At 58.6% G+C, this 11,197-nt stretch carries 12 protein-coding genes; 11 read left to right on the forward strand and 1 reads right to left on the reverse strand.

Annotated elements, in window-relative coordinates:
• The coding region (locus EH199_RS23185) for an IS66 family transposase (protein WP_223806889.1) at positions 1-1,258 on the forward strand (1,258 nt) is incomplete at its 5' end.
• Between the two features lie 16 nt (positions 1,259-1,274).
• Here EH199_RS23185 and EH199_RS23190 read toward each other — a convergent pair.
• On the reverse strand, positions 1,275-1,979 hold the full coding sequence (locus EH199_RS23190) for an LOG family protein (RefSeq protein ID WP_223806890.1): 705 nt from the start codon (positions 1,977-1,979) through the stop codon (positions 1,275-1,277).
• Positions 1,980-2,409: 430 nt separating this feature from the next.
• Between EH199_RS23190 and EH199_RS23195 the strand changes: the two genes are divergently transcribed.
• The 10 genes from EH199_RS23195 to EH199_RS23245 all read left to right on the forward strand — a co-directional run bounded on the left by EH199_RS23195 (position 2,410) and on the right by EH199_RS23245 (position 11,110).
• Complete coding sequence (locus EH199_RS23195) at positions 2,410-3,786, forward strand: MBL fold metallo-hydrolase RNA specificity domain-containing protein (RefSeq protein WP_223806892.1); 1,377 nt, start codon at positions 2,410-2,412, stop codon at positions 3,784-3,786.
• Positions 3,787-3,903: 117 nt separating this feature from the next.
• A complete protein-coding gene (locus EH199_RS23200; RefSeq protein ID WP_190287405.1) occupies positions 3,904-4,266 on the forward strand; it encodes a hypothetical protein in 363 nt (120 codons plus the stop codon).
• 101 nt (positions 4,267-4,367) lie between these two features.
• A complete protein-coding gene (locus tag EH199_RS23205; RefSeq protein ID WP_223806891.1) occupies positions 4,368-4,712 on the forward strand; it encodes a hypothetical protein in 345 nt (114 codons plus the stop codon).
• 144 nt (positions 4,713-4,856) lie between these two features.
• Positions 4,857-5,309, forward strand: a complete 453-nt coding sequence (locus EH199_RS23210) for a MerR family transcriptional regulator (RefSeq protein WP_124811420.1) — start codon at positions 4,857-4,859, stop codon at positions 5,307-5,309.
• An 11-nt stretch (positions 5,310-5,320) separates the two neighbouring features.
• The gene (locus EH199_RS23215) at positions 5,321-5,680 is read left to right on the forward strand and encodes a hypothetical protein (RefSeq protein WP_124811421.1); all 360 of its coding nucleotides are present in this window, start codon (positions 5,321-5,323) and stop codon (positions 5,678-5,680) included.
• Between the two features lie 745 nt (positions 5,681-6,425).
• A complete protein-coding gene (locus EH199_RS24540; RefSeq protein ID WP_190287406.1) occupies positions 6,426-6,812 on the forward strand; it encodes a hypothetical protein in 387 nt (128 codons plus the stop codon).
• 111 nt (positions 6,813-6,923) lie between these two features.
• Entirely contained in the window at positions 6,924-7,226 is a 303-nt protein-coding gene (locus EH199_RS23230; protein ID WP_370449733.1) for a hypothetical protein, read from the forward strand.
• A 103-nt stretch (positions 7,227-7,329) separates the two neighbouring features.
• The gene (locus EH199_RS23235) at positions 7,330-9,015 is read left to right on the forward strand and encodes a copper resistance system multicopper oxidase (RefSeq protein WP_124811428.1); all 1,686 of its coding nucleotides are present in this window, start codon (positions 7,330-7,332) and stop codon (positions 9,013-9,015) included.
• 107 nt (positions 9,016-9,122) lie between these two features.
• Positions 9,123-9,923 carry a copper resistance protein B gene (locus EH199_RS23240; protein WP_084280848.1) on the forward strand — a complete coding sequence of 267 codons (801 nt, stop codon included), beginning with the start codon at positions 9,123-9,125 and terminating at the stop codon, positions 9,921-9,923.
• A gap of 80 nt (positions 9,924-10,003) precedes the next feature.
• Positions 10,004-11,110, forward strand: coding sequence for an MFS transporter (locus EH199_RS23245; protein WP_124811423.1), 1,107 nt, complete (start codon positions 10,004-10,006; stop codon positions 11,108-11,110).
• The last annotated feature ends 87 nt before the right edge of the window (positions 11,111-11,197 follow it).

Here is an 11,197-nt window from a genome sequence, read left to right on the forward strand (position 1 = left end):
CCGCCACGCCGGCGCGGAAGGCCACCAAAGGAGCGCCCCCTCGATCACCGATACGGTTGATCACCGAAAGCCTGGACTGGGGAATTTTACATCGGCACTTCTGGGGAATCTTCGGTCGGCGTTGACAGCCGAACGCCTCGACGTCGTGCCGACCACCTTCCGCGTCCTCGTCACCCGCCGCCCGCGCTACGGCTGCCGGTCGTGCGAGAGTGCCATTGTGCAGGCCCCGGCACCGGCACGGATCGTCGAGGGCGGCATTCCCACCGAGGCACTGATCGCCCAGGTGCTGGTCGCCAAGTATGCCGATCACCTGCCGCTCTACCGCCAGGCGCAGATCTACGCCCGGCAAGGCATTCAACTCGATAGATCGACGCTGGCCGACTGGGTCGGCCGGGCGGCCTGGTATCTGCGCCCCATGCGCGACCATATTCTGGAACGGCTCCGACGATCCGAGCGGCTGTTCGCCGACGAGACCACCGCGCCGGTGCTCGACCCCGGACGTGGGCGGACCAAGACAGGGCAGCTCTGGGCCTACGCCCGTGATGATCGCTCATGGGGCGGCATTGATCCGCCGATGGTCGCCTATGTCTACGCCGCCGACCGCAAGGGCGAGCGGGCAGGAGCGCACCTCGGCGACTTCGCAGGCATCCTGCAGGTCGATGGCTATGGCGGCTACGCCGCGCTCGCCAGGCGTCGTCAGCAGATCAGCCTCGCCTTTTGTTGGGCACATGTGCGCCGCAAGTTCTTCGAGCTAGCCGATACATCGCCGGTCGCTACCGAAGTGCTGCGTCGCGTCGCCTTGCTCTATGCCATCGAGGATGAGGTGCGAGGATTATCCGCGGAGCAACGCCGGGCTGTACGCCACGACCGCAGCCGCATCATCGTCGACGATCTTCGCCAATATCTCGATGCCCGGAACCGCCAGGTCAGCGCCAAGAGCAAGCTCGGCGAAGCGATCCGCTATGCGCTCACCCGCTGGGATGGCCTTTCATGCTTCCTAGACGATGGCCGCATCGACCTCGACAGCAACACCGTCGAACGCTCAATCCGGCCCCTCGCGCTGAACAGGAAAAATGCCCTGTTCGCTGGTTCCGATGAAGGCGGAGACAACTGGGCGGTGATCGCCACGCTCATCGAGAACTGCAAGCTCTCCGGCATCAACCCGCACACATGGTTGACCGATACACTGGCCAGGCTGGCCAACGGCCATCCCGCAAACGCCGTGGGCGAGCTCATGCCTTGGACAGCCGTGGCCTGAAAACACCGCTTACGGTTTAGCCAGCAATAGCCGGACTAAGCCCCTCGTCGATCAGGGTCGCCCAGAGAGCCTCGGCGCTATCGGCATACGAAAACAAGTCGCGATCTTCGCTGTCGATCATGCCGTTCTCGCTGAAAATATCCAGATTGATCGCGCTTTGCCAATAGTCTCGATCAAACAGGATGATGGGGACCTTGGGGGCCTTGCCGGTCTGCCGCAGTGTCAGAATTTCGAACATCTCGTCCAGGGTTCCAAATCCCCCTGGGAAAACCACCAGGGCACTGGCGCGCATGGCCAGATGCATCTTGCGGATCGCGAAATAGTGAAAACGGAATGTGAGTTCGGGCGTGGTGTAAGGATTTGGGACCTGTTCGCGAGGGAGCGTGATATTGAAGCCGATAGAAGGAGCGCAGACGTCATGGGCGCCGCGGTTGGCCGCCTCCATGATCCCTGGTCCTCCTCCTGTGGCGATCACGTTCATGCGTTTGCCACCACTGCGGGTGAGCGCGCCTCCCCGCTCGGAGGCGAGTCGGCCGAACTTGCGGGCTTCGTCATACCAGGCGCCCCTCCTGCCTGGCTGCGCCTCTCGGACGCGAGCACTCCCAAATACGACAATGGTTGAAAGGACGCCCCATTCGCGCAACGCTTCCTCCACCTTCTCGTATTCGAGCATGAAGCGAACTCCGCGCATGGAGTCCCCAAGAATGAAGTCCTGATCCAAGGCGGCGAGCCTGTAAGATGGCAAGTCCGCTGCGTGGTGGCTGGGGAAGCAATGCTCACAGGGATGTGGCGTTAGAGCGCTGCAGAAAGGGGTGTCATCTGAAGTCACATTTTTGTCCCGTTCAAAGCATGTATCTTGTGGTCATCGGCTTTTTCAGGCTGCGTTCGCGAGACTGTCTCAGTGCTGGCGCCACGAATGCCGCGCCATATGTAAACATCACATGCTCCCGCCTGCGTCCCGTCTGCGATCATTACGTATGGTCGCAGACCAATCGGCTGGCCAATCCATGCAGAAATCCACAGGCGCGGGAGTGATGTCCATGCACGGGCACAAGAATCGACACCAAAAGGACAAAACCCGGAGGCACTTCGTGCCAAGCGGGACACCTCAAGCCTCATTTGAGGTGAAGCCAAGACCTGCTGGCGGAGGATTGGCGATCGGGTTTTTCGGGGCGAGCGGCACTGTCACCGGATCGCGCTATCTCCTCGAGGATGACAGCACGCGCTTGTTGGTGGATAGTGGATTGTTCCAGGGTGGCCACGATTTGCGCAACCTCAACTGGGCTCCCCCTCCGCCAGAAATTGCAGGGGTAGAGACGATCCTGCTGACGCACGCGCATCTCGATCATTCCGGTGCCATTCCGCGTTTGGTCCGTGATGGTTGGAGGGGCCGGGTTCTCACCACCCGGGCAACAGCCGAGCTTTGTGAACTACTTCTGCCGGACAGCGGCCACCTGCAAGAAAAGGATGCCCAGTTCGCAAACCGTCGAGGATATTCGCGGCATCAACCTGCGCTGCCACTATATACCCAGAACGATGCGTTGAACGCACTGGAGCATTTTCAGGGAGTGGAATTCGGTGAGTTCATCGAAGTTGCCCCAGGTGTCTCTGCCCGCTTCCACCGCGCCGGGCATATTCTCGGAGCAGCTTCGATCGAGATCGACTGGAAAGGAACCAAGGTCGTCTTTTCGGGCGACCTTGGGCGTTATGACGACGCTGTGATGTTCGATCCCGCACCTCCGCCATTGGCTGACTTTCTAATCGTCGAGTCTACCTATGGCGATCGGGAGCATGACGCTGTTTCGCCTGAAGTAGCCTTGGGTGAGTGTATTGAGCGATGCGTAGCGCGTGGTGGGACGGTCGTAATCCCGGCCTTCGCGGTGGGTCGGGCCCAATCGCTCCTCTATTACCTGTCCCTCTTGAAGAAGGCCGGCCGCCTTCAGGGCGTGCCTGTCTACCTCGACAGCCCGATGGCAATCGACGCCAGCGGCATCATGTGCGCAAACTCAGGGGATCATCGCCTGTCGCATGATGAATGCAAAGCCGCGTGCGCCGTAGCGCACTATGTACGCGATGCCGAAGAGTCGAAGGCGCTGACGGCGGATAGCAATCCCAAGGTCATCATTTCGGCAAGTGGCATGGCGACTGGCGGACGTGTCCTTCACCACCTTGCACAGTTTGCCCCGGATCCGAAGAACCTGCTGCTTTTTGCAGGCTTCCAGGCAGCCGGCACCCGAGGCGCGGCGCTTGTCGCTGGCGCGACCTCGGTAAAGATTTATGGCGAGGTTGTGCCGGTTTTTGCCGAAGTAACCAATCTTTCGATGCTGTCGGCCCATGCTGATTGCAACGAGATCTTGCGTTGGCTTTCTGGCATGCCGCAAGCACCGAAAATGACGTTCGTCACGCACGGAGAGGCGAGTGCCTCTGCCAGTCTGGCCGAACGGATTCGGCACGAGCTAGATTGGACATGTACCACGCCTGCTCTCGGAAGCTGGGGCGATCTCACCTCCCGCGCGCATGGCTCATGAAAATGTGACCATTACGTATGTTGAGCTTGGAGCTTGGTCCTTACTCCGGACTTTGAAGAACGGCTCTTCCCCATAAGGCCTGGGGGCGGCCTTAAATAATTCACGAAGGAGTCGAAAATGATCAAGAAGTCTCTCATGGTTGCGATTGCAGGCATATCGATGCTTGGAGCTGCCCCGGTCCTCGCTCAAGGTATCGGCCACACGTGGTTCATGCGCGGTACTGTTGTCGCCGTCGACAAGACCGGCACTGTCGTCTGCATCGGCAAGGCCGATGGCGCAGAAGTTGGCCAGACCCTGAATGTGGTCCGTGCCATCTATCACCCGGGTCCGAACAAGGGCACAGGCGCTCCTAGCTACCATCGCCAAGATGTCGGTCATGTTCGCATCGACCATGTTTTTGATGACCATTTCGCCCATGTCACTGTCGTGGACGGAATGCCTGCGAAGAACGACATCGTCGAACTGGCTCGCAGCCACTGATCCCTCGTGGTCATGACCGACGCCTGAACGTGCTGCTGTTGGGTTCTCTGCACGGAGGGGCCAGCAGCAACCGGCGCTGGTGACAAGAACTGGAGGATTGCGTGGCCAAGGCTCACGTGATGATGGCATTTGAGGTGCCCCTCTTCGCAGCCAGCGTACCAGCAAGCGCTCAAGGCATTGGCCATACCTGGCTCATGCGAGGTTCGATCATCGGAATTGACTATCGCGGGCCCATTGTTTGCATTGGCCGCGTTGACGGTGCTGAAATCGGACAAGTGTTTAAGATCTATCGCCCCGCACCGGTCTACCTTCGCAGGCGTCACGCCGGGCAATATCGCCAGAAGACTGTAGGTCACGTATCAATCGATCAGATAATAGATGACCATTATGCTCATGTATCGGTAGTTGATGGTGAAATAAACTTGATCGATATTATAGATTTATAACGACACCATTGATCGGTCAGTGAACGCACAGCGTTGCTTAGAGACAACACGCCCAAAAAAGGCGGCGATCGGCAAGAGTGAACATCATTGGCTGCAGGTACAAATGAAAGATAAGCTTGGGCCTGCGGATTGGAGACGGATGCTATGGCCAATTTCAAGATTGGCGAACTCGCTGCTGCAGCGGAGGTGGGTCGCGACACGATCCGCTACTATGAAAGGCTTGGCCTTCTCCAGGCATCCGCGCGAAGTCAGGCAGGATACCGCTTGTACAATGACGATGAGCTCGCCCGTCTGAAATTCATTCGGTCGGTGCAGGATCTCGGTTTTACGCTCGAGCAGACGCGAGACCTGCTCGAAGCATCCGCAGCTGCTCCGTCGCGCGTCGAAGATTTGCTGGCTGTAACCCGCGGAAAACTGATCGCCGCAGAGAGCAACATCGGCCGCTTAAGGCAAGTTGAGCAGTTGCTTGCCGATCAATCAAGCGCCTCTCAAGCTTCCTGTTCGCAACCCCTCTGGATGAGGCTGAGAACCGAGAAGAGTTCTGCCGAGCACTTGAACAGTGATTTGGCAGAATGCCCAGTGGACCAACTCGTGTGAAAGGATCGATCATGACCAATTGGAATCGTAAGGCTCGGTGGATGACCGGCAGTCTGGTAGTGGCAGGCACCCTTGTGCTTGCCGGCTGTAACGGCAAGGATAAGGGGGCCACGCCGACCTCAACGTCCAGCGCGGCAACAAATGCCACAGATAGCCAGACATCATCTGTGCGTGATGACGCCGCAGCTGCAAGCGCCACAGCAGCTGCGGAAGATATGCACAATCGCATGGAAACAGATCAGCGGCAGAGGATGGATCACGACAACATGCGGATGGGGCCAGGCATGAACCATCCTGCTTCACCAGCCCCCAGCACCCCGCCGGCAGATCCTGCCGCGGGCATGCAGGGCGGGGGAATGAAAGATATGTGATCAGGATGGGCGGAGGAGAGCCCACGGTGTCACCTTGACTGGCCGCGAGCCGACGCTGTCGGCTCGCGGTCGGCTGGGACGATAGTGTCCTGGCATGCCACAGTCTCGCGGGCTTCAAATTTTTCTGCAAGTAGCGTGGGTTCCAATTAAGGCATTACAGGAGAATAAATCCAGTGTCTGGATGAGTGAATTTTACCTTGATCCGGAGAAAATGTATGTTGGAAAGACGCAAACTACTGGGAGGGGGAGCTGTTCTGCTAGTGGCAGGTGTTACTGGTCAGGCCAGTGGCAAGAATGATGGCGAACGCGGCATGCCTATGCCAATGCCGATGAAGGATTGCATCGATCTGTGCTGGGCGTCGCATGTGATGTGCCTGGAGACAGCCGCTGGCCTTACCGTGATGGGGGCCAGCGCCACTGCATTGCAACTCGCTGCGATGTTGAGCGATTGTGCGGAGATCTGCCAAACTACGGCAAACTCCATGATCAGACGTTCGCCCTTGCATGCGGTGCTCTGTCAGGCTTGTGCCGAGGTTTGCGAGAGGTGTGCCCGCGCCTGTGGCCAACAAGGTAGCAACCCCTCTCTGGCACGTTGTGTGGAGAGTTGTCGGAGCTGTTCGGAAAGCTGCAGGCACATGGCGACGATGGGATAATAGGATCTAGCTTCGCACATTACGTATACCGATACGGATGCCAGCATTGCATCAACGTGGTCTCAATTTGGTGTTCACGAAGTAACGCAGCAATGGCTGGAGATCGGAATATGCGTAGGTCAGCAATTTATCTTGCTCTTTTGGGGCTGGCTGTGGCCGGATCCGGCTACGTGTTGGCCGATGAACTTCCTCCCGGCATGAAAGTGGTGCAGGCGCCAAAGCCCAAGGCTACACCGACTCCGTCAGCTCCAAGTAAGGAGCACATGCAGGGCATGGATCATGGCGCGCAGCAGATGCATGATCGGATGATGCATGATCATCAAATGGGCATGCAGAACATGCAGCAATCTTCTGGAGGCGGAATGGCACCCGATGCTGCACAAAGCCAGACACCGATGCCCATGCCATCGGGAAAAGCTTGTTGCCCACCCAAAAGCATGAAGTCGGCGGATAAGCCTATGCCAATGAGCGACATGTAGAGTTCGGCTCACGGAAATGTCCGGGGCTGGGCGGCCCGCCGCGCGCCCCTGCGGCGGGCCCTTCATGCATCGCCGCACCATGTCACCAGATAGCCAAATGAGAGAAATGCCATGATGCGGAAGGTTCTTGCGACAGTTTCAATGGCTGCAGTAGTCGTTGCAGTATCGCCAGCATATGCGCTTGGCATCGGCCATAGCTTCTTCATGCGTGGTGAGGTCGTCCGTGTCGATTCTGGCGGAGCTGTGGTCTGCCTCGGAAGGCTTGATGGAGCGCATCAGGGCCAAGTTTTGGAGGTATATCGGCAGGCGCACCGATATCGCAAATTGGTCGGACATGTGGAAGTCGATCAGATATTCGACGAGCATTTTGCCCATGTTCATATAGTAGAAGGCGATCTTAAGAAAAGCTATTGAGTTAGTCTTCCGCGACATCACAATAGTACTACGGACAAGTCTCCTAAAAGTCAGTAGTTCGCAAACCCAACGTCAATTATATAAGGATCTCCTTCTCGTGAATATGCCATTCGTTATGCCTGCAATTGGACGTCGACGGTTTGTTCAAGGCCTCCTTGTTGGAGGGGTGGCCTCCAGTCTTGCGTTGCCCGCCTGGGCCTCCGGATCAGACGGCGGCGCCGCGCTTTCGGGTACGGAATTCGATCTCGAGATTGCAGGTTTGCCCGTAAATTATACGGGCAAACGTCGTATTGCGACGGCAGTGAATGGCCGCGTTCCCGCGCCGACGTTGCGCTTCCGAGAGGGCGATACCGTGACGCTGCGAGTCCACAACAAGCTGGACGAAATGACAAGCGTGCACTGGCATGGCCTGATCGTACCGGCCGAGATGGACGGAGTACCGGGCATCAGCTTTGGCGGGATCGCACCGGGTGAAACCTTCACGTACCGCTTCCCCATCCGTCAGTCTGGCACGTTCTGGTACCATGCACATACACTCGCGGAGCAGACTGGGCTTTTTGGGGCCATCGTGATCGAGCCACGGGAAAGACAGGTCAGGCGTCCAGACCGAGACTATGTCGTGATGCTGAGCGACTGGACCGATGAGCCGCCCTTGCAGGTGTTCCTTAATCTCAAGAAGCAGAGCAATTACTATAATTTCGGACAGCCCACTGTCGGCGACTTCGTCAAGGATGCCGGGGAAATCGGACTCGCGGCGGCCATCAAGAAGCGGCAGATGTGGAATGCGTCGCGGATGAACCCGACTGACTACAGCGACGTTTCGGCCGCTACCTATACCTATCTTCTGAACGGAACGACGGCGGCGGGCAATTGGACTGGGGTGGCCAGCCCCGGTGAGCGGGTTCGCTTACGCTTTGTCGGTGCCGGCACCGCAACGTTCTTCGACGTTCGCATTCCGGGATTGCCCCTGACGATCGTTGCAACGGATGGACAGGATGTGGAGCCGGTCACCGTCGACGAATTCCGGATCGCGCCGGGCGAGACCTATGATGTCGAATTCACTATGCCCGACGCCAAGCCTTACACGATCTTCGCGCAATCGATGGACCGGACAGGTTTTGCGCGGGGCACGATCGCGCCCTCACCGGGCATGACCGGCCCGATTCCTGCCCTAGATCAGCGCCCTTGGTTGGAACCTATCGATATGATGGGCGCGATGGCGGCAATGGCAGGCGGACACACTGGTCACGGCATAATGGAGATGCCGCCGCCGGCGAGGCATGCGCGCACCGAGTATGCCGCCAACAATGACATGCGGGTGGATTATCCGCGCACCAACCTCGACGATCCCGGCGCTGGATTGCGCGGTCGTCCATGGCGCGTGCTCACTTATGCTGACCTCAAGAGCCCGAATGGAGACCCTGATCCCCGCGAGCCCGGGCGTGATATCGAACTGCACCTGACGGGTAACATGGAGCGGTTCATTTGGTCGCTTGATGGGATCAAGCTCAACGATTCCAAACCATTGCATTTCCGGCCAAACGAGCGCTTGCGGGTCACCTTCGTGAACGACACGATGATGTCCCACCCCATGCATCTTCACGGGATGTGGAGTGACCTGGAGGACGCGGCGGGCATGTTCCAGGTGCGCAAGCACACGATCGTTGTGCAGCCTGCGCAGCGCCTGAGCTTTCGCGTAACCGCAGACGCCATGGGCCGATGGGCATTCCATTGCCATCTGCTTTACCACATGGCTGCCGGCATGTTCCGCGAGGTTGTCGTCGCATGAGCACCACAACGAACATTGTTGTTCTTGCCGCTATCGCAAGCCTCGCCGCAGCCTTTCCCGCGGCCGCACAGGAAGCTCCTCCTGCGCCGAAGGAAGATCATTCCGGAATGGATATGTCGGGAGACATGCAGGGCATGGATATGCCCGCTGCTCCCACGAAAATGGAGATGGGCGGGATGCAGGGCGGCAAGGCCCCTGCGGACGCGCGAAACTCCGACGATTATTCTGACGGCTACCGCAATTCGACTTTGCCCAACTACGAAATGGCCGATCAGATCTCGATCCCGAAAGTTCTCGTAGACGAACTGGAGTTTGCCAGCGGCAACGAAGGTCAGGGTATCGGTTGGTCGGTCCTGCTGACCAATGGAACCGACAGCAACAAATTATGGCTCAGGTCTCAGGGCCTCAAAAATAGCAAGGAAGAACGGCTTGATCCCGAATCGAGCGCTGAAGCGCTCTGGTGGCATTCGGCCGGGCCCTATTGGGGAACATTGGTCGGTGTGCGCCAGGATATCGGCAAGGGAGCGACTACCTGGCTTGCAGCCGGTGTCGAGGGCTTGGCCCCTTATTGGTTCGACGTGCAGTTGACGGGCTATGTGGGCACGGACGGGCGCTTGGCGGCTCGTGCCAAGTTGTCATATGAAGCACTGCTGACCAATCGATTGATCCTGACCCCTCAGGTCGAGGCCAATGTCTATAGCAAGCAATCCCGAGATCGCGAGCTGGGCAGCGGGTTCAGCAACGTCGAATTGAGCGCGCGTATGCGCTATGAGGTTTCGCGCAAGTTCGCACCTTACATCGGCTATGTCTGGGAACAAGCGCTCGGTGGCAGTGCTGATTTCAGGCGGTCGCGTGGAGAAGGGCCAGGCGAGCACCGGTTTGTAGCTGGTCTGCGGTTGTGGTGGTAAGGGGAGGTCCCAAGCTCTCTGCACATACTGGAACCCGTCTGAACACTGACAGTCCGCCCCGCCGATCCGTGAAAGCCGCCATGGCGCCAGCAATGTTGGCGGTAGGGGCGGCAGCTGCGGCAAACACGGCATTTCTCCCTTGGCTCCCTGACCTTGTTGACCAGGGGCTTGGGGCAAGGGGCGCGATCAATCACGAGATGCACGTGGCGATTCTGAGCGCCATATTCCCGTTGGGCGGCGTGATTGCGGCCCCGTTCGCCGGGGCACTTGCCGACCGCTACCGATTCCAATTGTTTCTGTTTTTTGCAGTCATGGCGCTGGCGGTATCCACGGCGCTCACCGGTGCTACGTCACTTGTTGTGTTATATGGTCTGCGTGCCGTCGCTGGATTGGCTTTTGGCGCGATTGTTCCGCTCTGCCTTCTGGTCGGCCATCAAGTCGCCTGCGATCCGCATGAGAAGGCGGGCCTTTTTACGATGCTGACAGCCTCCTTGTTCCTTGGAGACTTTGCGGGTCCCCTCCTTGCCGAGGGATCGGCACGGATATTACCCGAGCTGCCGCTTCTGGCTTTCGGTATCGGCATAGGCTTAGTGGGCTCCGTGGTGATGGTTGGATCGTCCGAGAGCCACTATTGTCGAGTGCCCCACGACGACCTGCCCACAAATGACAATTCGACGTTGCTCGTCTTACTGTTGCTGGGTCTTACAATCACCGGAACGGGCGGCCTCGCAGCCATTCATCTCAGCCTTGTTCTGCATCGCCCCGATGCGCTGTTCCAGCGTGAGCATATCGCATGGATGCTAAGTCTTTGCGGTCTGGCCATGTTGGGTGCCCAAGGCTTCCATGCCCGGTTCAGCTGGCTTGTAGATCGGCCTGTCGCCCTCGCGGCGGTGATGTTGATCGTACAAGGCGTCGCGCTTTGGCAATTCTCCGCCGCGCGCACTGGCCCTGCCATTGCGGCCACAATCTTTGCTGCGGGGTGGAGTGCAGCGACTTTGCGACTGATTGCCAGCTTCTGGATCAGCACTTCTAGAAGCCGTTCGGGCTTCAGACTTGGCCTTCAGCACGGCTTTGCGAGCACTAGCCAAGTGGGCGTTCCAATCGCGACGGCATTCCTACGCAACGAATGGCACAAAACTGTCCTCTGGGTAAGCATACGCCGAAGGCCGCAGGGTGGCTCGGTTTAGGCGGCAAGAGCGACCTGAGCAGCCCGCCAGTTCCACGGAAGCAGTTCATCGAGACGACTGACGGGATGGTCGGCGATGCGGGCGAGG

It is taken from the genome of Novosphingobium sp. LASN5T (genome assembly GCF_003856955.1).
Taxonomy (GTDB): Bacteria; Pseudomonadota; Alphaproteobacteria; order Sphingomonadales; family Sphingomonadaceae; genus Novosphingobium.

Excerpts from the sequence above, each read along its gene's own strand:
- EH199_RS23200 (WP_190287405.1), top strand. The coding sequence starts at position 3,904 with ATGATCAAGAAGTCTCTCATGGTTGCGATTGCAGGCATATCGATGCTT.
- EH199_RS24540 (WP_190287406.1), top strand. The coding sequence starts at position 6,426 with ATGGCTGGAGATCGGAATATGCGTAGGTCAGCAATTTATCTTGCTCTT.
- EH199_RS23245 (WP_124811423.1), top strand. The coding sequence starts at position 10,004 with ATGGCGCCAGCAATGTTGGCGGTAGGGGCGGCAGCTGCGGCAAACACG.
- EH199_RS23210 (WP_124811420.1), top strand. The coding sequence starts at position 4,857 with ATGGCCAATTTCAAGATTGGCGAACTCGCTGCTGCAGCGGAGGTGGGT.
- EH199_RS23235 (WP_124811428.1), top strand. The coding sequence starts at position 7,330 with ATGCCATTCGTTATGCCTGCAATTGGACGTCGACGGTTTGTTCAAGGC.
- EH199_RS23230 (WP_370449733.1), top strand. The coding sequence starts at position 6,924 with ATGATGCGGAAGGTTCTTGCGACAGTTTCAATGGCTGCAGTAGTCGTT.
- EH199_RS23240 (WP_084280848.1), top strand. The coding sequence starts at position 9,123 with ATGGATATGTCGGGAGACATGCAGGGCATGGATATGCCCGCTGCTCCC.
- EH199_RS23215 (WP_124811421.1), top strand. The coding sequence starts at position 5,321 with ATGACCAATTGGAATCGTAAGGCTCGGTGGATGACCGGCAGTCTGGTA.